Here is a 25,410-nt window from a genome sequence, read left to right on the forward strand (position 1 = left end):
TACTATAATGTTTCAAAAAGGTATCAAGACTCTTTTTGCACTTTTTGTTGTTAGTTTCAGTGCTACCTCAAACGCTCAAGATAGCATTTCTATTGCAAATGCACCAAAGCACTATATCCTAGGCGATATAGAAGTGTCGGGAAAAGTGAATTACAATTCGCATACAGTGGTTACTTTCGCTGGACTTAGCAAAGGACAATCCATTACAATCCCCGGAGAAGAAATCTCTGATGCTGTAAAAAAACTATGGAAACTTGGTTTCTTTAGCGATATTAACGTATACGAAACCTCTATAGTGGGTGATACCATTAATTTAGAGCTTAACCTAAACGAACTACCGCGTTTAAACGAGATAAAAGTCAAGGGACTGCGCAAGGGTAAGGCGGCAGCCGTACTCAAGGAGAGCAAACTGACCAAGGGTAAAATTGTCAACGAAAACCTATTGACCACCACGCGAAATTACGTGGTTAACAAATACAAAAAAGACGGCTTTTACAACACCAAAGTAAACATCAATACCATACCCGATTCCACGGGAAATAAAGTGGATATGGTTTTGACCGTAGACCGCGGCAGCAAGGTGAAAGTTTCTAAAATCGACTTTCACGGAAACGAGCAACTCACCGATGCCAACTTGAAAAAAGCGATGAAGGAAACCAAAGTTAGGAGTCCCTTTAATCCGCTTAGGATATTCAAGTCCTCCAAATTTATCCGCGATAAATACAACGAGGATTTAGGTAAAATCGTGGAAAAATACAAAGAAAAAGGTTATCGCGATGCCCGTATCACAATGGACACAACGATATACAATGCCAAAACCAACCGCATTGCCATCGATATGAACATCGAAGAGGGTAGAAAATACTACTTCGGTAACATTCGTTATCTCGGTAACACGGTATACACCAACAACCAATTAAATCGCATACTCGGTATCAAAAAAGGAGAGGTTTACAACGGTACCCTTTTGGACAAAAGGATCTCAGACAAATCCGACCCAGATGCCTACGACATCACCAACGAATACCAAAACAACGGTTATTTGTTTTCGAGAATTAACCCTATTGAGGTGAGAACTGCCAATGACACCATCGATTTCGAGATTCGAATCATCGAAGGTCCCATTGCCAAGTTCAACAACATCACCGTTACCGGTAACGACAAAACACATGATCACGTGATCTATAGAGACTTAAAAACGCGTCCAGGACAAACTTGGAGCAAGGCTACCGTAATGGAAACCATGCGTCGTTTGGGAGCCTTACAAATTTTCGATGCACAAGCCATCAATCCGGAAATCAAAAATGCCGATCCGAGTTCCGGAACTGTAGATGTGGAATGGCAAGTGGTTGAAAAGGGATCGAGTCAAGTCGAGTTGCAAGGAGGTTATGGCGGTGGCGGTTTTATCGGAACCCTGGGCTTGTCCTTTAACAACTTCTCCGTGAGAAACCTATTCAACAAAGATTCATACAAACCATTCCCTATGGGTGATGGGCAAAAAATGGCGCTTCGCTTACAGGGAAGTTCGTATTTCCAAACCTATAGCTTGAGCTTTTCTGAACCGTGGTTAGGCGGTAAAAAACCGATCAGCTTTTACGGATCGATTGCCTACAGCAAGCAGTTTTTATACAACTACAACACCAGAGATGTAAACCGCAGTCAGAGTTTTAATATCACCACGATCTCTGCGGGTATCGGAAAGCAATTGGCAGCGCCAGATGATTTCTTTACCCTTTACAATACCCTGAGTTTCCAATATTACGATTTGAACAACTACCGCACCGGTTTGTTTACTTTCGGAGATGGTTCGTCTAGAAACTTTACGTATACCGTAGAGTTAAAAAGAGATAACCGAGGGATGAATCCAATTTTCCCAACTTTTGGTTCGGAGTTTAGCATTAGTGGTAAATTTACCCCGCCATACTCGTTGTTCAACAAAATTGACTACGCCAAATTAAAAGACATGGAAGAGTATAAAGTACGTACCACTGAACCGATGAAAGCACCCAATGGCGCAGATATTCCGGTGGGATCTTACTTAAACGAGCGTGGAGAACCCGTAGCGAATTATCAGGATGCAGCGGCTAATCAAGAAAAGATCGACCAGAAAAAATTCAACTGGTTGGAGTATTATAAGATCAAATTCAAAGGAGACTGGTATACGACCCTATACGGCAAGTTGGTATTGCGTTCGACAGGCGAATTTGGTTTCTTAGGAGCCTATAATCAAAACCGAGGTTTGGTGCCTTTTGAGCGTTTCTATTTAGGAGGAGATGGTATGGCTAACTTCTCGATGGACGGTAGAGAAATCGTTCAGTTAAGAGGGTATGAGAATCAAACACTTACTCCGGTAAATGAATATGGTGAAGCAATTGGTGGTACGGTATACAATAAATTCTCCCTAGAATTACGTTATCCTATTACACTAAAACCAAGTGCGTCGGTATTTTTACTATCATTTGCTGAGGCAGGAGCTTCTTTTGATACGTTTAAAAACTACAATCCGTTTAAAATGCAGCGTTCTGCAGGTATTGGAGTCCGCGTTTTCATGCCGATGTTTGGTATGTTAGGATTTGATTACGGATACGGTTTCGATGCAGTACCGGGACAAACACAAAAAAGCGGTTGGCAGCCACACTTTATCCTAGGACAACAGTTTTAGTTTGCCATAACTAACTAAACGACTTAAAACATGAAATTATTATTTGCTTCAATTGCGACCATTTTAACCTCGTACGGTATCTATGCCCAAGGCAGCGTACGAGTGGCCTATATTGATATGGAATACATACTCAAAAAGACCCCGGAATACATTGAGGCAAATAATCAATTAGAACAGAAAGCGGCTACTTGGAAAAAGGAAGTCGATGTTAAAAAGGGCGAGATCAAGAAGCTCAAAGACAACCTCAGTGCGGAAAGAACCCTCTTAACGCGGGAACTCATTGAGGAACGCGAAGAAAACATTTCGCTCTTGGAGAATGAGTTATTGGATTTTCAGCAAAAAAGATTTGGTGCCAATGGCGACCTGATCACGCAGAAAATCATGCTGGTTAAACCCATACAAGACCAAGTGTTTACTGTGATTCAAGAAATAGCCGACGCCAAGCGATTCGACTATGTTTTGGACAAGGCATCGGAGTCTACCATGTTGTTCGCAACAAAACGGCACGATATTAGCGAACAAGTAATACAGCGATTGGCCCGTGCTAAGAAAAGGCAGAATTTAAGCGGCAGAGAAGTTGCGGCTTTAGAGGAATTGGACAAGGTGATGGACCAGCAAGATCTGAGAAGGGAAAAACGAGAGGAACAAGCCCGACGAAAACAAGAGTTTGAAGAAAATCAGCAAACCCCTAAAAAGGAAAACGCTGGCGAAAGCGCTCAAGAAATAGCCGAATCCAAAGCAGCTCAAGAGCTCGAAAAGCAAAAACTCTTAAAGGAGCAGCAGCAAAGCGAAGCGGAAGCAGCCAGGCAGAAGCAGCTTGATTTAGCGGCGAAACGCCAACAGGAGTTGGATGAACGCAAGTCGCAGATGGAGCAAAAACAGCGCGAAATCGCCGAGCAAAAACGCTTGGCAGACGAGCAAAGGAAATTGCAACAACAAGAACGCTTAAAGGAAATCGAAGACCAGAAAGCCAAAATAGCAGAAGAGAATCGCAAAAAGCAGCAATTGCTAGACGATTTAAAGAAGCAACGCGAGGAGGCTGCACTAAATCAGGGCGACAACAAAAACAAAGTCGACATGAGTCAGCTCGTCGAGGAACGCAAAAAACAACAGGAAAAGATACAAGAGGAGATTCGCCGTAAAAAGGAAATCGCCCTCGAAGAGCGCAAGGCCGCTTTAGAAGCCTCAAAGAAATTACAAGAAGAACGGCGTTTACGCGCAAAACAACAACAAGAAGACGCGAAAAAAGCTCGAGAAGAACTGCTTCGCAACGGTATTAAATAACCCAAAATAAATTATATAATAAAAATCCAAAATCAAGAAAAATGAAAAAAATGAAATCTTTATTAATTGCAGCGGTTGTATTTTTTGGAATCAGTCAGACTAACGTTATGGCTCAATCGAAAACTGCTCATATCGACGTACAAGAATTAATGGCACAAATGCCGGATATGAAAGCGGCAGATGCTACATTAAAAAAACTTAGTGAAGGCTACGAAAAGGATTATGGAAATATGATCACAGAGTACCAAGCGAAATTGAAAAAATTTCAAGATGAATCCGGTACGGCAAGTGAAGCGATAAACAAAACGCGTGTTGAAGAATTGGAAAGCATCGAAGGAAGAGTAAAACAATTCCAAGCGACCGCACAACAAGACCTTCAAAAAAAGCAGGTTGATTTGACCAAACCCATTTTTGAAAAAACGAGATTAAGCATTCAAAAAGTAGCCCGTGCTAAAGGTTTTGAATACGTTTTAGATTCCTCTATCGGATCGGGCGTTATCATGGCAGACGGACCTAACTTATTGGACGACGTTAAAAAGGACTTGGGTATTAAATAATACAATTTCTTATTAAACTATAGAAACTGCGCACTTAGGTGGGCAGTTTTTTTTTATATTTGTTTATGGATAATACGAACCCTATCGGACTCTTCGATTCTGGAATTGGCGGCACCACGATCTGTAAAGAAGTTAATTTGCTGCTGCCCAACGAAAACACGATTTATTTAGCCGACAGCAAAAATGCTCCCTATGGACAGCGCAGCAAAGCGCAAATAATCGCCTTGTCGATTAAAAACATGGATTATCTATTGAGCCGTCAATGCAAACTGGTTATCGTAGCCTGCAATACGGCCACCACCAACGCCATAAGCGAATTACGAGTCCGTTACGAGCTTCCGATCATCGGAATCGAACCTGCGGTCAAACCCGCAACATTATTGACTAAAACAGCCGTTATCGGCGTATTGGCAACCAAGGGAACCCTGACCAGCGAACTGTTTTCCAATACCGTAAAAAAATACTCGAATATCGTTATTATCGAACAGATTGGTTATGGACTGGTCAAATTGATTGAAGAGGGTAAAATCAATCATCCGGACATGGACCTGCTGCTGCAGGAGTACTTGACACCGATGGTCGAAAAGGGCATTGATACCTTGGTTTTGGGTTGTACCCACTACCCCTATCTCATCGCCAAAATCAGAAAACTTATTCCCGCCGATATAACGATTATCGATTCCGGCGTCGCTGTGGCCAAACACACCCAAAAAGTATTGACCGAAAAAGGCCTGCTCAACCCCACTTCCCATCCCGGACAACACCGCTTCTACACCAACAAAGACATCGCGGTATTGCAAATGTTTGTCGACCCTCCCACAGCCGTGGAATACTTGGATTTTTAAGCAAATTCGTCTATTCGCGGATTTGCGGATTCGAGAGTTGACGTAAAGCAATTCGATTTCTGCATTTGAAAAGAAGTCTTTTGAGTTTACTGCTATTTAACGCGGATTCGTCTATTCGCGGATTTGCTTGTTTGCGGAAAACAGTACGGTTTCTGCATTTGAAAAGAAGCTTTTCGAGTTTACTGCTATTCAATGCAGATTCGTTTATTCGTTGATTTGCGGATTCGAGAGTTGATGTAAAGCAGTTTTATTCAACGCGGATTCGTTTTTCTAATGCGGATTCGTTTATTCGCGGATTTGCTTGTTTGCGGAAAGCAATTCGGTTTCTGCATTTGAAAAGAAGTCTTTCAAGTTTACTGCTATTTAACGCGGATTCGTTTATTCGCGGATTTGCGGATTCGCTAGTTTGCGGAAAGTAATTCGATTTTCACTTTAGAAAAGAAGCTCTTCGAGTTTACTGCTATTCAATGCAGATTCGTTTATTCGTTGATTTGCGGATTCGAGAGTTGATGTAAAGCAGTTTTATTCAACGCGGATTCGTTTTTCTAATGCGGATTCGTTTATTCGCGGATTTGCGGATTCGCGAGTTTACGTAAAGCAATTCGATTTCTGCATTTGAAAAGAAGTCTTTTGAGTTTACTGCTATTTAACGCAGATTCGTTTATTCGCTGATTTGCGGATTTGCTGGTTTGCGGAAAGTAATTCGATTTTCACTTTAGAAAAGAAGCTCTTCGAGTTTACTGCTATTCCAACTGCATCGGCGCATTGCTTTTCAGGTGGATCAGTTCAACGTGCACTCAAAAAAAAAGAGACCTTGCGGTGTGCAAGATCTCTAATCGTACTAACGATCATTGGAAATTTATTTAAACCAACTGGAATACATCAGGTAATTATTGGATATACGTTCGATTTCCCCTGCGAAATTCGATTGGTCGATGTCTTTGACCTTTTTGGCCGGTACCCCGGCGTAAATCGTGCCAGATTCCACTACGGTGTTTTGTGTTATCACCGCTCCTGCGGCTATAATCGTATTGCTGTGAATCACACAATTGTCCATCACTATGGCTCCCATCCCGATTAAAACGTTGTCGTGTATAGTACAACCGTGTACGATGGCATTGTGTCCTATGGAAACATTATTGCCGATCACCGTGGGATGCTTTTGATAGGTACAGTGTACCACGGCTCCATCTTGTATGTTAACCTTATTGCCGATTTGAATATAATTGACATCGCCTCTCAGTACGGCGTTAAACCATATACTGCAGTTTTCGCCTATGCGTACATCGCCTACTATAGTTGCATTTTCCGCTATATAACAATCCTCTGCTATTTGAGGAGCTATTCCATTTACCGCTTTTATCAGCATAATATATAAATTAAAAAATCCCGATAAATATCGGGATTTTTATATGAATTAAAAATTAACTGCGGGGCAATTACAATCGAACTTGCTCGGTTTGCAAAAGAGATTAATACCCACGGTTAATTGGTGAAAACCACCGTTACCAAATTTAACATCGCCCGTTAAGTGCGAATAGGTATAGGCCACCATAAAGTTTTTAAAGTTCAAACCTAAAATCGGTGTGATGTACTGCATGCGTTGGGTGGCAATACTTCCCTTTTTAAGATATTCGGCTCCTTCCAGATTTCTGCGGTAAGAAACCCCACCCCAAACTTGACCGAAGCTCAATTTTTGGTAAACCTTCATATTGATATCAAAAGCCTTTTCACGAGTCTCGTCGGTATACTGAATCATAAATGACGGTTCCCAAGTAAATCCGCTTCTGCTTTCCGTACCGAATAGGTAACCCGCAGACCAAAGGTATTTTCTCATATTATCACTTTCGATATCGGTATACATATCTCTACTGCTAGAGATAGCATTCTTTACCGTAAAGTGGGTATAGAATTCAAAGTATTGGTATGAAGCACCAAAATCCACATTAAAGTAAGAATCCTTTTGTTCCATACCGCCAGTGATAATCGGGTCAAAACCACCAAATTTAGTTTGATCTAAAGTGGTTTGTACCATACCTGCACTCATACCAAAAGACAACATATTCAAATCGTAGTACGATCTTCCAAATTGTATATGGTGTGCATAAGAAAGTTTTCCCCCGATTTGCGAATGGTAACCATTCTTATCATTAAAAGCAATGACACCAATACCCGATTGCTCCCCTACTTTGGTATTAAAACTTAAAGTTTGCAAGGCCGGTGCATCATCTTGTCCAGACCATTGTTGTCTGGCCGTTACTCTCAATTTACCACAATTAGCAGCGCCTGCCATAGACGGGTGAATCAGGTAATAGTTGTCAGAAAGGTAGTCTGAATAAACAGACATACCTTCTTGAGCAACACTAAACTGTGATATCATCAATGCTAATGCTAAATAACGTTTCTTAAAAATCTTCATATACTACTTATCTTTTTAATGAGAAATGACCTTTAAATTCTCTACGATTACCTTGTAGATCGTTGTACTCCACAGTGAACCAATAATCCGTAGAAGGCACTGGTCTTCCTCCGAAAGTTCCATCCCATCCTTCTCCTGAAGGACTAACTTGTTTTAACAATTTACCAAAACGATCAAAGATATAAATCTTCGCATCTGGCTGAGCGCTTAGGCCTTTGATATTCCAAGTGTCGTTATGACCGTCACCGTTTGGCGTAAAGAATTTAGGATAATTCATTACTGAAACCACTTTAGAAACCGCACAAGCACCTGTTAATCGATCGCGAACCCAAACGATATGCTCTCCTGCTGTTACATCATAGAACACATTGCTGTTTTGATAAACCCCTTCGTCTAAGGCAAATTCATATACTCCTGGAGGCGATTTCAAATCGGCTACATTCACGATAATCGTTTGCTTACCGTTTTCTTTGATTTCATCTCTGTTACCAGCCGTCTCATCAATCGTTACCGAGAACGGTGCAATCTTAGTGATGACTACGGTAATTTCATTAAACGAAGCACAGTCTGTGGCTTTATCCGTAGTGCTCACGGTATATCTACCTGGCGCTTTGGCTTCATAGTACGAAGCAGTTGCTCCATTAATAACAGTTCCGTTGAACTTCCAAATAAAGTTATACAATTTAGAATCCAAACGCGTATCAATCATAAACGGTGTGATTTCTTTGGTTTCCAAATCCTCACAGATAAACCCACCTTCAATTGGCAATAGCTCAGGACGTTTGTTCACGATTACTTCGAAACGCACATCGGCTTCACATAGCATGGTATCATCGATACGACGAACCACAGCGATAATCGTTTGTGGACTACTACTATTGATGAACTGCGTTGGATCAGCAATTGGTCGGTTGTTTATAAAATCTTGCTCTGAAGCAAAATAAACGACTTTCAACAGGTTCTCAGGTATGTTTTGCACACCGATAATGTCGGCAGAATTCACTGTTAAATCAATTCTAGTAAATCCATCATTAACCGGTACTGCATCGTTATCGTCACAATAAATCAGTGGTGATTTAATATCGTAAGCAAACACTTTCTCCTCAACTTTCAAAGTCAAAGGCGCAATGTAGAAACATCCCGTAGTTCGGTTTTCCAAACGAACCCAAATAATCTGCAAATCTCTAGTAATGTTTGTATAAATTAACGGCATTGGAGGTGTATTTCCTGCAAGCGCTAAGTTTTCACTTAAGTAAAAATGGATGATGTAATCGTTCGCATTTCTACCGTTTAAAATTTCATTATGCTTTAGACTTAAGTCAAAAGTATACACTCCATCTGTAAATTCTTCACAACCCATCAACGGTCTAAGGGGTTGAATAAACGGTTGTACATTCACAACTAAAGACAGGGGAACGATTACATAACAAGGGAAATCATTCGTTTTGTTAAAAATCTTAACCCATACCGTTGTCGAACGTGTAAAAAACTTTTCAGGGAAGTCTAATTTCTCTATCCCAACTATAGCTTGCGCTTCATTGAGGTAGTATTCATACACCAAGTCCGCATTGTTATTGCTCAAATCTTCTTCTGCTAGATGCAGATTAAATTCACCTAAACCAGTATTGGTTTCGCCTTCACATACCTCTAGAGGTCTTGGGCTCAGATTGACATTTGGAAGTGGCGCAACTTTAATCGTCAAGGATTCAAAACTTCTACATCCGTTCTCCGCTGTCACGGCCACCCAAATAACTTGTGGGTTTAACACGTTTCTATAAGCGTACCTGCTTCCGATTTCACTTACATCATTTACGGCATTTTCATAAGAAGTATAATACTTAAATGTCGTTCCAAAAATAGGCGCCCCTCCAATCATTTGCAATTCTCTTTGTGTCAAATCAAACAATTGGTAACCGCTATTTGGCGTTGTTTCGCACATTACAATTTCTCTAACGTGAAAAAGCGACAAAGCATTGTTTACTTTGATGGTAAAATGTCCTACGTTAGAACATCCAGTTACGCGATTCTCTACTCTAACCCAAATTTCTTGTGGGTTTGTAATATTGGTATAATCACTCGGTGTAGGAATTCTATCCAATCCGATTAAGGCCGCTTCTTTAGTTAAGTAATAAGACACTACTAAATCAGCGATATTGTTTTGCGAAGCTTGTGATGCCAAAATAATTGGCGTTTGAACGGTCAGGTCAAAACGAGCTACGTCATTCACACCCTGAGTTCCACAAATAGCGATCTCCTGTAAAAACACCGGTATAGTAGGCGCTGCAATAACAGCCAAATACAATGGTTTAACGGTAAAGCAATTGGTCAATGGATCAAATCCTCTCACCCAAACTACCGGGTTCAATGCGTTTAAGTTATTGTATTCATGCGGATTGATAATTCTGCTCACATCTCTTTCAGCGTTGCCTTGGGTTTCGTAAAAACTAATTTGCAAACCATCGATTCCGTTTTGCAACTGCTCCATCAACAGCACCAAGTTAAAAGTACCGTGTCCACTTGCACTAGAGTTACATATCGCCACTGGCGTACTCGGAATATTCAATACCGGTAAAGGCACTACTCTTAAATTTACGGCTCTCGTAACGAAACAACCCGTTTCCACACTTTGTATTCTCGCGAAAATAGTCTGGTTAAAAGGAACTATGTTTTGATAGCTGTTTGGCAGTGTTGCACCACCTTGTTGTGCCGTTGCTTCATCGATATGAAAGGTTACCGCAAATCCTAAACGTCCGTCGAGAATTCCGGGAACGATTGTCGATAAAGTAAACACTTCAAATCCGTTCTCCACATTGCTATCGCACAAGATATAATCGTTTATTAACGTTTTGATTTGTGGCTCTAAAACTACTTGCAACGATATTTTAACCACGGCGAAACAACCGGTATTAATATTTTCAACGCGTACCCATGCCGTTCTAGAAATTAAATTCGAGAATGATCTCGGGTTAAGAATCGGTTGGATTCCCCTTTGCGCATGAGCTTCTTGAACGTGGTAAGTGATGCGGAAATCGCTTGGATTACTACCGTTCAATATTTCATTTTGCTTGAGAGTTAAATCGTAAATCACCTCTCTATCAAGATTGTCTACACACACTTTAAAAGGCGTAGGCTCTACCACATTAATCTTTCTGTTAACTCTTAAGTTTACTTCAACAATTTCACTACAAGTCGAACGAACGAAAGAAACTCTTGCGTATATCGTTTGATTCCACGGTGTATTGTTCATGTACGGGCTTGCAAGTGGCGACACATTGTCTCTTGCATTGGCGCGCGAAACGTGATACGTGATGATAACATCTGGTGGCACAGTAGTACCCAAGATTTGACTTGATATAGCGCTTAAAACAAAAGAACCGATACCGTCGTCATTGGTTTCACAAAAATCTGCCGTTACTGGACTGTTTAAATTCGGTAGGTCTGCTAATACTAAATTAATTCCCAATATCGAATAACAACCCGTCAGGTCATTTTGTACACGCACCCATATCTGTATTTCATCTGAAGTAAAAATATTCGGTAACATCGCATTGAAGTCTCCGGTTTCCGCTTCGAATTGAGTGCGGTAAAAAGTGGCACTTAAATTTGGTAAACCACCTGTTAAAGCTACTCTATTAGCTCCTAAATTATAAATTCCTAAGGTCTTGCCATTCTGTTCGATTGGACAACCGTAAATTTGTCTGATATCAACCACAACTGGGTTTACATTCACAATCAATTTAAATTCAGTAATTTCAAACTCAGCCGGTTGCGTATCGCTTTGAACACGTACAAATATCGTTTGACCGTTACGACCTAAATAAGTGGACAAGTTACCCAATAAAATGGCTCCTGTATTCAGTGAAGCATTGTTGAATGTTTCGAAATAACTCACCGTAAATCCAGGTGTTGTAAACACCAATGGCGTTTGAACACTTAAATCGAATACCGCTTCTTGTACACCTTGATCGGCACAAGCTGTTAAATCTTGCAACGGATTCAAAGTTAAAGTACAGTTTCTCACCAATACGTAAAAACTGTCGATTACGGCACAGGTATTTGCCGGATCGTTGATGTCGTATACCTTTACCCAAATCTGTTTAGGGCTATCGAGTATATCTACCGTTAAACTGGTATTTAAAGCAGCGCGATCAGCTTGAGCATCGGCTAGCGAGTTGAAATATTTAAACGAATAATTTGGATTTAAACTGATAGAAGGTTGTACTTCTGTCAGGTTAAACACTGCCTTACCGTTGGCTTCTTTACATTTGTTTAAGTTTGTCGGCGTACCCGTGATAATACTTGGTTTTACCGTAATGGTAATATCCTCTGTATATACACAACCGAAATTATCTTCTACTTCGTACGTATACGTATGCTCACCTACAGTTGTTGGATAAGCTTTAGTAACGCCATTTTCCAAAACTAAATCAGGATTAGGCAACCATTTCTCCGTATACACCTCAGGGGTATAAGACAGGTTTGGAGGCAAGAATTTATCGTCGAATTTAAGTTCCCAGAAAAAGAAATAACCGTAGTCACCCCCCCATTTATCAACAACCTCTATACACCATTTTCCATTAAGAGGAGCTCCGATTAAGTTCTCTAAACTGTTTCCTGGCGCTCTCACTGGAAGGTAAGTACCCGGGCTTTTTGTCAGACCTGTATCGCTTCCCGTTCCCGCTTGCGTCGGTGCTTCTCTCAAAGTCACTGTCGTAGTTGGTCTCTGATCAAAACAATAAGTCAATCCCGTTCCATATGTCTGGTTACCACCGCCACGCGTTGGATTTCCTAAGTTCTGACTATCGTTTAACTGATTTTCACTGTGGTATTGCAACAAATATACACTTGCCCCATTAGGCGCAATTACTCGGATATCTAAATCTCCTAAAAACGTATGCTCCATGTTAATACATAACCTTGCGATATCGTCTAGGCTTTCAATTACAGCAGATTCACAATATTCTGTAAAATCCATACAACTTCTAAAAGCTACAGGCTCCCCTGTAATAGGATCGCGCACACCGTCTGGCAAGGCCACCGGATTACTCACTGGAGGTACTATGACGTGTTCGATTCCCTGTATAACAATATTTGATGACAAAACTGCTCCTTCACCTAAACAATACACGGGCTTGTCTGCCGCCAAATTGAATTCGGTTCGCGCTGGATCGGACACTTGAACAATTACCCCAACTATAGACATGTTTTCACACAACAGTCGGTCTTTTACATTAAATCGTACTCTATATACTCCAGCTTCTTCGAAACTGGTTGTAACGCGTTTTCCAAATGCGCTTATATTATTATCAAAATCCCATTCATATATAGCACCTTCATCCGAATTCTCGAATAAAGCACTCCCTATAAAGGTAATCTCCTCACCAACACACAATCTAATAACCCCAGCATCTTCTGGACAGTCTACCGGAATATTAGGGTCAATAGCCGGAATAGAACCTTCGAATTTAGCAACAATCTCTTGACAGGTTGTGGAACAAGAAATACGTGCAGCCCATCCTGGCGCTGTTCTTTCAGTATTGGATGTAAAACGGATGGTTAAACAACCGGATCTATTGGCAAAAGTAGCACTTACAGCTCCTGGCGATGTGCCTCCTGTAAAAGGGCTACCCGCAACCTCTGCTGCACCTGCGGTGTCTCCATCAAAAATACGCAACCTATCGTGTACGCGGTTTTCCACAACTGGATTACCGTCATTCGTCAATAAAAAGCTATAAAAATCCAACTTCACTATTCCTCCTGGAGTATCCGGACAAATAGTCATCGTGATATCTTCACCTACGGCGTAATCCCTAGCAAAGCCTCCGGTATCATGAAAAATACCCGCGCACGCCTGGACCCTTCCATTTTGCATAATAATCGGAACGTCACTTCCTCCACCTTGCCCGTAGAAGAGGCAGGAATAAAAAACAAAAAATAGTATAAGTATTTTCTTCATAATTTTTATTTATTGGTATTTCAATTGTTTTAATTTATAACTACTCTATCACTCTAATTATCAAATTCACTCCTCGTTTGTTTGTACTGTGCTGCGCTGTCTATCATTTCCACTCATCTGCTCTGCTCAGACTATAGTAACAAAACTAAGTTATTTTTATTGTTTTAAACCTGCGCAAACTTTGATAAAAAGTAGCTTAATGCGCAACTCGCTGTTAACACGATTGTAATCAAATGTTAATTTTGAGTTTAAATTTCCAAATATAGCATTTCATACAATATAACTTCGTTAAATTTGAAAAAAATCAAAAAAAATGTCCCAAATAAAAACGATCGACAGTCAAAACCCCGCCATTGTTAAGTTTGTATTGCCAGACTTCATCATAAAAGGAGAGAGTTTTGAGTTTAAAAATATCGATGAAACGGCCTTGTCGCCGTTGGCAAAACAACTTTTCTATCTACCATTTGTTAAAACGGTCTTTATTTCGAGCAATTTTGTTGCTATCGAAAAATTTTCTATAGTTGAATGGTCCGAAGTTAAGGATTTAGTGGCAGAACAGATTCAGGCATTTTTGGAAAAAGGCGGAAAAGTAATCCTACAACCGGAAACGCCTTCTAAGAAACAACCCATTACGATTTACGGGGAAACCACTCCGAATCCGTCGGTTTTAAAATTTGTAGCCAATAAGATGTTGACTAAAAAAGCGGTCGAGTTTAAAAACATCGATGAAACCGCTTCTTCTCCTTTGGCCAAGGCTTTGTTTCAACTGGCTTTTATCAAGGAAATCTTTATAGACGAGAATTACATCTCGATCACCAAATACGACACTTACGACTGGCATGAAATCACCTTGGAGGTTCGCACCTTTATCAAGACATTCCTGGAAGATGGACATACAGCCGTTGAAGAAAACTTGGTGGCAGACACCACGGTAGCCGACAAGCAAGCCGAAGCGCACTTCGACAGCTTGGATACCACATCGCAGCAAATCATCAACATACTCGAAGAATTTGTCAAACCCGCTGTAGCAGCCGATGGTGGAAACATCGCTTTCCAATCTTACGACAAGGAACAAAACACCGTACAGGTCATTTTACAAGGTGCATGTAGCGGCTGTCCGTCGTCTACCTTTACCTTGAAAAACGGCATCGAAAACATGCTCCGACAAATGCTCAACGACGAAAGCATTCGCGTGGAAGCCTCTAACGGATAAAATAAGGCCTAACGCCTGCAAACAAAAAAGGATGGAGTTCTAAGAACTCCATCCTTTTTTTATGGTACTAAACGCGATTAGCGTCTTTTCTTAATATGCACTTCAAACTCCATAAACAACTCCAACAATCCCATCGTAGCTTTGACCAAATCATCGGTTTCAAACAATATGGAAAAATACAGCTTGGAGTTCTTCGGACTGGTCTCCGTAGTTCTAATGCGGACGATTTGCTTTTGAATCAAACTGTCTACATAGGTGATTAGGGTCTCCTTGTCCTTTAACAGGTTTTCTAATTGAGAGAAGTTTTCCTCGGAAAAAGTCGCTTCGATCTTGTCGAACAATTCCTGCAATTGCCTGTCGGTGTTTTTAAGATCGCGAATCTGATTAAACTTCAATTTCTTGTGGTTGTTATCCACGTGCGAAAAGCTGTTCTGGGCAATAAAGTTTACCGCCTTAACCATGTCTTGCAAATAGCCCAAGGTCAGGATATAAAATTTACTCGCCTCTACCGAGGTCTCGTCGAGATTCTTTACAAAGAAATACACATTGCCCTTGAGCTCTTCAATTTCTTTTTCGAGTTTTTTCAGTTTCTTTCTGCTCTGTTTTAACTTGCTCAATTCTTGCAAGCCCAAGCTGTCGATTACCGAAGTATACAGGGCTTTGGTCTTTCCGATTACCGTAGCCACCTGAGACGAGGTTTCGGTTACCACCCCTTGAATGGTCACGATATCGTGTGAATTGAGTTCTGTCGCTTTAGCGGCATCTTTCTCCTTGGTTTTTTTCTGGTGTTTTTTATTGCTTCTATACAGCAATATCCCCACCAAAATCAACAATCCCACCACGGCAAAAACCTCGCCTATCTTTAATATATATGCCGTTACAAAAGCCGCTAAGAACGCGACTATAGCCGTTACTAACCAGCCGCCAATCACATTGAAAACTCCGGTTACGCGATACACAGCGGTATCCCTGTCCCAGGCGCCATCTGCAAAAGAGGTACCCATGGCTACCATAAAAGTAACATAGGTAGTCGATAAGGGCAATTGCATGGAGGTACCGATGGAAATCAAAATACTCGCCACCATTAAGTTTACCGAAGCCCGCACCATATCAAAGGCCGGCTCTTCCATCTTGGCCACTTTGGCTTTAAGCGGTTTTTCGAAGCGCTTGTCCATTTTTAACTGTAGGGATTTGGGCAAGAAGTAATCCACTCCCATTCCCAAATACACCATTCCCCGAACCAATCCTTTGGACAACAAGTTGGGTTTGAATTTTTCTGTAGTCGTTCCCGAATCTTGGCGCGCCAAGTTCATTTCGGTTTCGATGACGTTTTTAGCCTTCTTTGACGTCCATAAGGTAAAGACCATAACCAGTCCGGCAATGACTAGGAAATAGAACGGCGCTTCGATATTGTCGTTGGCCAATTCGCCCATCATATATAAATCGGGATCCATTCCACTTCCGGCAAAGAAACCGTAAGATTGAAAAGCCGCAATGGGCACACCGATAAAATTGACCAAGTCGTTACCGGCAAAAGCCAATGCCAAGGCGAAGGTTCCGATAATGATAATAACTCTTAGGATGTTTATTTTAAAAACACTCATCAACATTTGTGAAAACAAGGTCCAGAAAACAAAGGACATCGCCACGATATGAAACTGGTGGTGGTTGATCCACGAATAGGTTTCTTTGGATATGAAGGACACGCCTTTAAGGCCTTTGATCAAGATAAAGAAGGTAATCGCCGTAATGGCAATTCCACCGAAGAGGGCACCAAAATACTTGAGGCGTTTATCGATGTGAAACGTAAAAAACATTCGCGACACATATTGCACCAGCGTACCTATAGTGAAGGATAAAATGACCGACAACAAGATGCTGTACACAATTTCGGATGCTTTTTCGGTATTGATGTATTGCGGTAGGGTGGCAAGGCTTCCATCGGTCATCACGATTTTGACAACGGCCAAACAGACCGCGGCTCCCAGCAATTCAAAAACGATGGAAACCGTTGTTGATGTGGGTAAGCCCAGGGTATTAAAAACATCTAAGAGCAGCACGTCGGTAATCATGACGGCCAAGAAGATAATCATGACATCGTTAAAGCTAAACATGCTGGGGACAAAAATTCCACTACGCGCAATCTCCATCATCCCGTTGGAAAACAAGGCACCGACTAAGATCCCCAAGGTTGCGACAACCATGATGGTCTTGAAGGGCACGGCTTTAGAGCCGATGGCAGAATTCAAGAAATTGACGGCGTCGTTACTCACACCAACCGTGATGTCAATAACAGCCAAAATCGCCAATGCTATCAGCATGACCACAAAAATCTGATCCATATCTATGTTTTTTATTTGCCCTGCAAAATTCCGCCTTCAAATTGTTTTCTACGTTAAGTTAATGTTATTAAACGATTAAGCGCAGGAAATATTTACCAGGGCAAGCGCAAATCAAAAAAAGCACGGCTTAGCGGACTGTTTTCAGTCGATTCCCCCCTCGACTATCCCGCGGCATCAAAACCAAATCTCCCGATCGTTGCGCGCGGAAAACACGCTGTTCATTCGCGCTGTTTTTGTTATCTTTACCCCCTAAATCGAGTCCTTATGAATGAGCTATCCTCCGAGTCCAGTCCGTATCTATTGCAACACGCCCAAAATCCCATTCACTGGAAGAGTTGGCAACCCGCAACTTTGCAACAGGCTCAAGAGCAGAATAAGCTGCTCGTCGTCAGCATTGGGTATTCCACCTGCCACTGGTGTCACGTTATGGAGCACGAGAGCTTTGAAACCGACGAAGTGGCTCAGTTGATGAACCGGCATTTTGTTTCGATAAAGATCGACCGCGAGGAGCGCCCGGATTTAGATGCTTTTTATATGAAAGCGGTGCAGTTGATGACCAAGCAAGGCGGCTGGCCGTTGAATGTGGTTTGCCTGCCCAACGGCAGCCCGATTTGGGGAGGTACGTATTTCCCAAAGGACCATTGGATAGAATCCTTAACGCAATTGCAACAGCTGTATGAAAGCGATGCAGACCAGGTGCGCGAATTTGCCACCCAACTGCACGAGGGCATTACGCTGCTTAGCGGTGTACCCGACAGCAAGCCCAAAGACGGCGCACTAAACCAGGAGGCCTTGGTAGCCAAATGGAAAAAGAGCTTTGATTGGGAATACGGCGGATACAGTAGGGCCCCCAAGTTTATGATGCCGAACAACCTCGACTTTTTGCAAAAATACGCCTTGCTCAACGGCGATGAATCCGTTTTGAATTACGTGGACTTGACCCTGACAAAAATGGCCTGGGGCGGATTGTTCGATACGGTTTTAGGGGGATTTTCCCGCTATTCCGTCGACCATCAATGGCACATACCGCATTTTGAAAAAATGCTTTACGACAACGCCCAACTCTTGAGCGTGTATGCCGATGCCTATAAGCGAACTGGAAATGGCCTATACCGCGAATGCCTGACAAAAACCATCCGCTTTATCGAAAGCGATTGGTCCAACGGAGAAGGTGGTTTTTTCTCGGCCTTGGACGCCGATAGCTTAAACAGCGCCAACCAATTGGTAGAAGGCGCATACTACTCTTGGACCAAAGCCGAATTGCAGCAATTGATCGGCGCCGATTTCCCGCTGTTTGAACAATTGTTTAACATCAATACATTCGGGTATTGGGAAGCCGATCAATACGTACTGATACAGAATCAAACCCTCGAGCAGTTAGCCGCTGACAACGATATGACCTTGGTTGCATTGCAGCAAAAGAAACAACTCTGGGAGGAGCGCCTTTTAGCAGCGCGCATACAAAGGCCGAGTCCGCGCCTAGACGACAAAACACTCACGGCTTGGAATGCGCTGTTGATCAAGGGCTATCTCGATGCTTACAGCGCATTGGATTGCGATGCCTACCTGGTAAAAGCACGGGAAATCGGCGCTTTTCTACTCGACAAACTGTGGTCTGAAGAGACGGGTCTCTACCACACTTATAAAGATGGAAAGGCGAGCATACCGGGTTTTCTTGACGATTATGCCCTTTTTATAGCGGCTTTAATCGCGCTGTATGAGCACAGCCTCGAAGAGGCCTACCTCAAACAAGCCAAGCAAATGACCGATTATTGCCTGGACGCCTTTCTCGATGTGGAAAATTCGTTTTTCCACTTTAGCAAGCTTTCAGACAATCCGATTATCACCCACTCGATTGAGATTGAAGACAACGTCATTCCATCGTCTAATTCGTATATGGCACAAAACTTAATCAAACTCGGTATCCTTTACGAAAACGCGCACTACAGCCAATTGGCCAAAAACATGGTAGCCACCGTAACCAGCCAAATCGATTATGCCTCGGCCTACTCCAACTGGCTCCTAGCCGATTTGTACCTCGCCGCGCCTACGGAACTGGCTATTACTGGCCCGAATGCCCTGAAAGAGGTGTTGCAAATCAGAAAGCGCTTGCTGTGTAAAACCCTGGTTTTCGGTGCGAATTCCGCCTCGACTTTAGCCTTTTTTCAGCACCGTTACGATGCGGGTCAAACGGCTTTTTACCTCTGTCAAAATCAATCGTGCCAAAAACCGGAAACCGACGCTGCCTTTTTGGAAAATCAAATGCTATAATCTATGAAAAAAACCGATTACCTGCTCTCCAAATACATCGAAGCCCTTATCGACTACATTCCCAATGTGGTTGGCGCCCTAGTCATCTTAGCGCTCGGGCTTTGGCTTATACGCCTCTTAAAAAAAATAGCGCAACGCGTATTTTTAAAGAAGCGCATCGACCCGACGTCAATCAGCTTTTTATTAGACGGTATTATTTGGGCTTTACGCGCCTTGTTGTTTGTCACCATCGCCTCTAAGCTCGGTATAGAAACCACCTCTTTTGTAGCGGTACTCGGAGCGATGAGTTTGGCCATCGGTTTGTCCTTACAAGGCTCCCTGGCCAACTTTGCCGGTGGCGTGCTGATTATATTGTTTAAACCCTTCCGCATCGGCGATGTAATCGAGGCTCAGGCCGAGGTGGGAAAAGTGCTGGAAATCCACATTTTTTCCACCAAAATAGTCAGCTATCAAAATCAGGTGATCTATATCCCAAACGGGATTCTATCCAACGGAAAAATAAAGAATTACTCGCAAAACAAACTGCGAAAAACAGAGGTATTGATACAGACACCGCTCAGTAAAAACAGTCAGGTCTTTATAGAAAAGATGCAGGAGTTGCTCTTGGCGAACGACTTGATTTTGAGAAAGCCCGATCCGCGAATTTTGATCAAGGAGGTTTTGGATACCAAGATGACGTACAACGTACAGGTGTGGGTGGAAAACCACAACCACACCGAGGTATCGTCTTTTATACTACAAAAGGGAAAAGAGGTGTTTGCCGCACTCGACTAAAGAAAGGCTATTTCTCTTTGGTCAGCAACAGAAAATCTTTGAGGTAAAAAGGTTCGAAGTAGGCGACATCTTCAAAGGCCTTGGATTGATATTTCTCCCAGGCCAACATCCCCATATCCTTAGCCGAGGGGAATAGAATTTCCTCGTAAAAGACAAACGAATCGCCTTGGAGTACCTCGCGGCACTTTAAAGCGCCATCGCCGATTAGATGGCATTTCTGACCGTCTAAATGCGCCCAAGCCCCTTCGGTAACCACCAGGGATTTGGTCTCTTCTATACAGCGGTAATCCGCGGTAAAAACGGCCGTAAACACCTCCATGCGTCGCGCGTCGATCATCGGAATGATCAAACCGTCCGCGATGTGCAGCTGTTGTGCCAACACGCTCAAGGTATTTATGGCAATCAACGGAAGCCCCAGGGCATAGCACAATCCCTTAACCGCAGAAACCCCAATGCGCAGTCCGGTGTAAGAACCCGGCCCCATGCTGACGGCTACCGCATTTAAATCGCTGAGATTCAACTGTGCTTCTGCCATGATTTCCGCTATAAACAGATGCAGCTTTTCCGCATGGCTAAATTGCGCCTCTGCCACTTCTTTTGACCACAGCAACTCCCCGTTGCCAGACAGGGCAACCGAGCAATTCTTAGTCGCCGTTTCTACACTTAAAATATAAATCATCTTTACTTCGCTATCTTTTTGACTTCTTCTCTGACCTGTTGTCCCGCTTCCAATTCGCGATTGACCAAGGCGTAGGGGCCGGTAATCACGATGTCGTCGGCCGATAAGCCTTCGACAATTTCGATGTTGCGGTCGTCTTGTATGCCCGTTTTTACCCATTTAAGCTGCGCAACACCGTTTGACAACACAAATACCGCCTCCTGTGGTTTTAACGCCTCAGATTCGCTTAAATCGGCCTTGTCGCCTTGACTCAAGCTGTCTTGTGATGCTTTAAGCACGATGGCGCTGATCGGTATGGTAAAAACGCCTGATTTCTTATTGGTTACTATATCGACGGTTGCCGTCATCCCCGGTCTAAACGGCGAATAATTCGACGGTTTCCCCTCTAACAGATCCTGATAGGACTCCTTGACAATTCGAACCTTAACCTTGAAGTTGGTCACCTGATCGGCGGTTAGGGTGGCGCTTGCCGAATTGGAAATACTGGTTACTATACCGCGGAATTCCTTTTTTAAATAGGCGTCAACTTCAATTTTCGCCTCATTGCCCACCTTGATTTTGACGATGTCGTTTTCATTGACATCGACCTCGACTTCCATATTGTTTAGATTGGCAACGCGAAGCAGTTCGGTACCGGCCATCTGTTGGGTTCCCAACACCCGCTCGCCCAACTCGACATCCAGTCGGGAAATCGTCCCGTCTACCGGGGCGTAAATCGTGGTTCTATTCAAGTTGTCTCGAGACTCCGTCAAAGAGGCCTGAGTGCTTTGCACGTTGAAATAGGCGGCGTTTTTTGCCGCTGTAGCCACTTCAAAGGCCGCAACGACCTTATCCCATTCCGATTTGGAAATCACGCCTTTTTCGAACAGGGTTTTGTTGCGGTCAAAATTGGACTTGGCTTCTTTTAGCTGGGCTTCCGCCTGACTCAATCCGGCCTTGCTGTTGGATAGCGAGGCCACCATGCGATCCACACCCGACTCGTACAAATCCGGATTGATGCGAACCAACAAATCGCCCTTTTTGACAACCTGCCCTTCCTTAACGGGCAAATCGATAATCTCACCGGAAACCTCGGGAGAAATCTTTACTTCGATTTCGGGCTGAATCTTTCCCGTCGCAGAAACGGTTTGGGTAATCGCATTTTTCTGCAAGCGAAGCGTCTCCACTTCTTTTAGCTGATTTTTACTGCCGAAAAAATCGGTCATATAGCCCGTTACCACCAATAAAATTGCCAGTATAATTCCGGTAATCAGTATGTATTTAGTTCTTTTTTTCATAAGTAGATGTCTAATTTTTAAATCGCCTCAACTGTTTTATGGTTTCCACTAGAGCGTGGCCTATAAGTAGACCCGCCTGGTCGAAAGCCGTTAATTATCAAAGATTGGAATTCCGAAATAGTACTCGAGTATTTTCGTTTTAAAGATATAGTCGTATTTGGCGCGCAACACTTCGGATTGGGCGTTTACCGCAAGGGTCTGCACCTGATTCAACTCGAAGATATTCATCAATCCCACTTCATAGCGCTCTTTGGCGTAATCCAAAGAGAGGTTGCGGGCTTCTAAAGTCACCTTAGCCGCTTCAAAGCTCTTTAGAGCACTTTGCGTATCGGTATATGCCGTGTAAACGGCTTGTTTGAGCTTTAGATCGGCAACCTCTTTTTCGTTTTTGGTTTGCTCAAGGTTTACCTTGTTCATCCGCACGTTGTTGCGGGCACTCCAACCGTTAAAAATCGGAATGCTAATACCCACGCCAAAACTTTGCCCCATATTGTTATCAAATTGATCGAACAGGGATTCCGGTCCAGAGATAATGGGCAGCATATTGGGTTGTACCACATTTTGGTTGGTATTTTCGACCACGCCAATCACCCGAGTTGGGAAATTGGGATCCAGGGTTTGCCCCACTATGCGATCGTTGTAGGCAGCCCGTGTGGCCAAACTGTAAAACCCGCGTATACTCGGCAAAAACACCCCGCGAGAAATCGCCACTTCCCTTTCGGCTATGTCTACTTTGGTCTGTGCCAATCGCAAATCGATTTGACTGATTTTGGCCTGCTCTAAAATTTCTTCTGCCGACTTGAACAACACTTCACTAACCGCTACTTCATAAGCTTGGTCTGCGATGTCAAACGATTGAAAATCGTCGATATGCAGCAATTGCGCCAAGGCCAAACGCGAGATCAACAGGTTGTTTTCCGCTGCGATAAGCTTTTGTTGTGTAGAGGCCACCGTCGCTTTGATGTCCAATAAATCGCCGGCGGGTACCACCCCTGCCGCAACCAATTCCTGGCTGCGCAACAGTTGCTGATTTTCATAGGTCAACTGGGCCTGATTGGTTTTATTCAATTCCTTGTTAAAGATGATTTGCAAATAGGCATTGATGACATTGAGCGCCACATCTTCGCGCATTTTCTGAGATTGGTATTTGGACGAAAGCACACTCAAGCGCGCTTTGAGCAATTGATTTTGATTTTGCAATCCCTTAAAGATGTCGATGCCCACATCGACACCAGCCGAAGTAAATTGCGTCGTTTGGTTTTCCAATAGTCCCGTAGTGATGTTTTGGTTTAAACCCAACGTCCACGAATGACTGGATTGTGCGCTGAGCGTCGGGAGAAAGCTCCCCCAAGCACCTTGCTTGCCAATGGCCGCACGTTCCACATCCAAATCGATTTGTTTGATGTCGATATTGTGATCCAGTGCATAAGAAACACATTCTTGCAAGGTCCAATTATGCTGTTGTCCGTAGCTCGCAAAGCAGCCGCTAACCCAAACAAAGCCCATGAAAAACACTTTCTTCGTCCCGGTGCATCTACCGCGCATCCACGTAAATATAAAATCCATAAGCAACCTCGATTTTCCTATATGACGCAAAAACAGGCTTTGCGTTACAAGTAATTACAAAAAAAAACCGCCTTGAAGACGGTTTACGATATCACTTTATTCTGCTTCTTTTTCTTGACTACACGATATACAAAATAACCGACTACCCCTACCAACAAATAGGGGAAAATCATCAGATATACGATACCGTCGTTTACAGCCGCAGCTTGCACGCCTGTTTCTTCGGTTTCCAACGCCGCTCTACACATCGCACATTGTGCGGAAGCCGTAAAAGTGGTCGCGATAAAAAACAAAAAAACTACTATTGAATTTTTAAATAAAGGCTTCATATACTTATTTATTTCTTTTTAAAAACAAGAACTACTCGAGATTCCGAGTCCGTCTCTCCCTTCTTTAATTGCTTAATGCGCGTAATACGGAGAAATCATCCAATACACCACCACACCGGTAACGGCCACATAGAGCCAAAGCGGAAAGGCGTAACGCGCAATCTTAACGTGTAAGTCAAACTTGCCCAACAGCGCCCGTACGTAAGTAACCAGTACTATGGGGATAATGATCACCGACAGTACGATATGCGAGATTAGAATCGCGAAATAAACGGTTTTTATCAAACCTTCCCCGCCGTAAGTCGTCGAGTCCGAAGTCATGTGATACGCGACATACATGCCCAAAAACAATACGGAACACAGTATGCAGACCTTCATCAGGTTTTCGTGTAGCTTTCGCTTGCCGTTCTTAATCGCCCAAACTGCTGCCAAGAGCAATACCGCGGTTACACCGTTTATAGAGGCATAAATAGGCGGTAAAAAAGACAGGGGTTTTACGTTTGGTATTTTAACGCCAAACAAAATGACCACGACTATGGGAATTACGATTGATAAAATAATAATCCACGTATTGTACCTCTTCTCTAATGCTTTGTCCATTACTCTTCTAATAACAATTTAATATCTTCTTTAATCATGCGTACGCCTTCGTCGTCCGTTCCGTCATAATACAAGATCGGATTTCCAAACTCGTCTTTTCTACAGCGAATGTTACCGTCTTTATCGATCAGCGCAAACAAACCGGAATGCTCAAAACCACCGGGTACGTTTTCGTTGGCAGCAGCGTACAGATTAAACTTTTTAGACAGGCTAAAGATGTAATCGGCATCGCCGGTCAACAGGTGCCAAAACGGCAATTTAACGCCCAATTCCTCGGCATGTGCTTTTAAGGCAGCCGGCGTATCGTTCTTGGGATCAATCGTAATGGAGGCGACTCCAAACTTTAGATTACCATAAAATTCACTTTGCAATTTAAGCATATTTTGATTCATAATAGGACATATAGTAGGACACTGTGCGAAGAAAAACTCCAAAACATATACCTTGCCTTTATAATCTTGACTGCTAATAGACTTGTCATTCTGGTCGGTTAACGCAAATTCCGGAGCCGGACCGATAACGACCAAATCCGCCTTTTCAAATTTGGCAATGATTTTGGGCACAGCCCAAATTCCAAAAATCAAAATGATAAAGGAAATTCCGATGTACGATTTATTTTTCATTGTTGTTATTGTT

17 protein-coding genes are annotated in these 25,410 nt (G+C 42.8%); 7 read left to right on the top strand and 10 right to left on the bottom strand.

Annotated elements, in window-relative coordinates; genetic code table 11:
* Positions 1-7: 7 nt before the first annotated feature.
* From ACQZ43_RS01105 to murI, 4 genes are all read left to right on the top strand, one after another.
* Positions 8-2,662, top strand: a complete 2,655-nt coding sequence (locus ACQZ43_RS01105; RefSeq protein ID WP_430613983.1) for a BamA/OMP85 family outer membrane protein — start codon at positions 8-10, stop codon at positions 2,660-2,662.
* Between the two features lie 30 nt (positions 2,663-2,692).
* Positions 2,693-3,946: an OmpH family outer membrane protein gene (locus ACQZ43_RS01110; RefSeq protein WP_430613984.1), complete on the top strand. Its 1,254-nt coding sequence runs from the start codon at positions 2,693-2,695 to the stop codon at positions 3,944-3,946.
* 41 nt (positions 3,947-3,987) lie between these two features.
* The gene (locus ACQZ43_RS01115) at positions 3,988-4,503 is read left to right on the top strand and encodes an OmpH family outer membrane protein (RefSeq protein WP_430613985.1); all 516 of its coding nucleotides are present in this window, start codon (positions 3,988-3,990) and stop codon (positions 4,501-4,503) included.
* Between the two features lie 65 nt (positions 4,504-4,568).
* A complete protein-coding gene (gene murI / locus ACQZ43_RS01120; RefSeq protein WP_430613986.1) occupies positions 4,569-5,348 on the top strand; it encodes a glutamate racemase in 780 nt (259 codons plus the stop codon).
* An 859-nt stretch (positions 5,349-6,207) separates the two neighbouring features.
* On the opposite strand, the gene ACQZ43_RS01125 is transcribed toward murI, so the two are convergent.
* The 3 genes from ACQZ43_RS01125 to ACQZ43_RS01135 are packed head-to-tail and all read right to left on the bottom strand — an operon-like array spanning position 6,208 to position 13,723.
* The gene (locus tag ACQZ43_RS01125; protein ID WP_430613988.1) at positions 6,208-6,717 is read right to left on the bottom strand and encodes a gamma carbonic anhydrase family protein; all 510 of its coding nucleotides are present in this window, start codon (positions 6,715-6,717) and stop codon (positions 6,208-6,210) included.
* Between the two features lie 48 nt (positions 6,718-6,765).
* Positions 6,766-7,767, bottom strand: a complete 1,002-nt coding sequence (locus ACQZ43_RS01130; RefSeq protein ID WP_430613989.1) for a PorP/SprF family type IX secretion system membrane protein — start codon at positions 7,765-7,767, stop codon at positions 6,766-6,768.
* A 7-nt stretch (positions 7,768-7,774) separates the two neighbouring features.
* Complete coding sequence (locus tag ACQZ43_RS01135; RefSeq protein ID WP_430613990.1) at positions 7,775-13,723, bottom strand: T9SS type B sorting domain-containing protein; 5,949 nt, start codon at positions 13,721-13,723, stop codon at positions 7,775-7,777.
* Positions 13,724-14,036: 313 nt separating this feature from the next.
* Between ACQZ43_RS01135 and ACQZ43_RS01140 the strand changes: the two genes are divergently transcribed.
* A complete protein-coding gene (locus tag ACQZ43_RS01140; RefSeq protein WP_430613992.1) occupies positions 14,037-14,936 on the top strand; it encodes a NifU family protein in 900 nt (299 codons plus the stop codon).
* A gap of 77 nt (positions 14,937-15,013) precedes the next feature.
* Here the strand turns inward: ACQZ43_RS01140 and ACQZ43_RS01145 are convergent, their stop codons facing one another.
* Entirely contained in the window at positions 15,014-17,278 is a 2,265-nt protein-coding gene (locus tag ACQZ43_RS01145; protein ID WP_430613994.1) for an inorganic phosphate transporter, read from the bottom strand.
* Positions 17,279-17,542: 264 nt separating this feature from the next.
* Here ACQZ43_RS01145 and ACQZ43_RS01150 point away from each other — a divergent pair, with 264 nt between their 5' ends.
* On the top strand, positions 17,543-19,549 hold the full coding sequence (locus ACQZ43_RS01150; protein ID WP_430613995.1) for a thioredoxin domain-containing protein: 2,007 nt from the start codon (positions 17,543-17,545) through the stop codon (positions 19,547-19,549).
* A 3-nt stretch (positions 19,550-19,552) separates the two neighbouring features.
* Positions 19,553-20,323, top strand: coding sequence for a mechanosensitive ion channel family protein (locus tag ACQZ43_RS01155; RefSeq protein ID WP_430613996.1), 771 nt, complete (start codon positions 19,553-19,555; stop codon positions 20,321-20,323).
* A gap of 7 nt (positions 20,324-20,330) precedes the next feature.
* Here ACQZ43_RS01155 and tsaB read toward each other — a convergent pair whose 3' ends face one another.
* From tsaB to ACQZ43_RS01185, 6 genes are all read right to left on the bottom strand, one after another.
* Positions 20,331-21,002, bottom strand: coding sequence for a tRNA (adenosine(37)-N6)-threonylcarbamoyltransferase complex dimerization subunit type 1 TsaB (gene tsaB, locus ACQZ43_RS01160; RefSeq protein ID WP_430613997.1), 672 nt, complete (start codon positions 21,000-21,002; stop codon positions 20,331-20,333).
* A 2-nt stretch (positions 21,003-21,004) separates the two neighbouring features.
* Positions 21,005-22,279: an efflux RND transporter periplasmic adaptor subunit gene (locus ACQZ43_RS01165; protein WP_430613998.1), complete on the bottom strand. Its 1,275-nt coding sequence runs from the start codon at positions 22,277-22,279 to the stop codon at positions 21,005-21,007.
* A 90-nt stretch (positions 22,280-22,369) separates the two neighbouring features.
* On the bottom strand, positions 22,370-23,845 hold the full coding sequence (locus ACQZ43_RS01170) for a TolC family protein (RefSeq protein WP_430614001.1): 1,476 nt from the start codon (positions 23,843-23,845) through the stop codon (positions 22,370-22,372).
* A gap of 83 nt (positions 23,846-23,928) precedes the next feature.
* A complete protein-coding gene (locus ACQZ43_RS01175) occupies positions 23,929-24,174 on the bottom strand; it encodes a hypothetical protein (RefSeq protein ID WP_430614003.1) in 246 nt (81 codons plus the stop codon).
* Between the two features lie 72 nt (positions 24,175-24,246).
* Positions 24,247-24,774 carry a DUF420 domain-containing protein gene (locus ACQZ43_RS01180; protein WP_430614005.1) on the bottom strand — a complete coding sequence of 176 codons (528 nt, stop codon included), beginning with the start codon at positions 24,772-24,774 and terminating at the stop codon, positions 24,247-24,249.
* Positions 24,774-25,397, bottom strand: a complete 624-nt coding sequence (locus tag ACQZ43_RS01185; RefSeq protein WP_430614006.1) for an SCO family protein — start codon at positions 25,395-25,397, stop codon at positions 24,774-24,776. The genes ACQZ43_RS01180 and ACQZ43_RS01185 overlap by 1 nt, the downstream gene beginning before the upstream one ends.
* Positions 25,398-25,410: the final 13 nt, after the last annotated feature.

The organism is Flavobacterium sp. JP2137, assembly GCF_050562195.1.
Taxonomy (GTDB): domain Bacteria; phylum Bacteroidota; class Bacteroidia; order Flavobacteriales; family Flavobacteriaceae; genus Flavobacterium.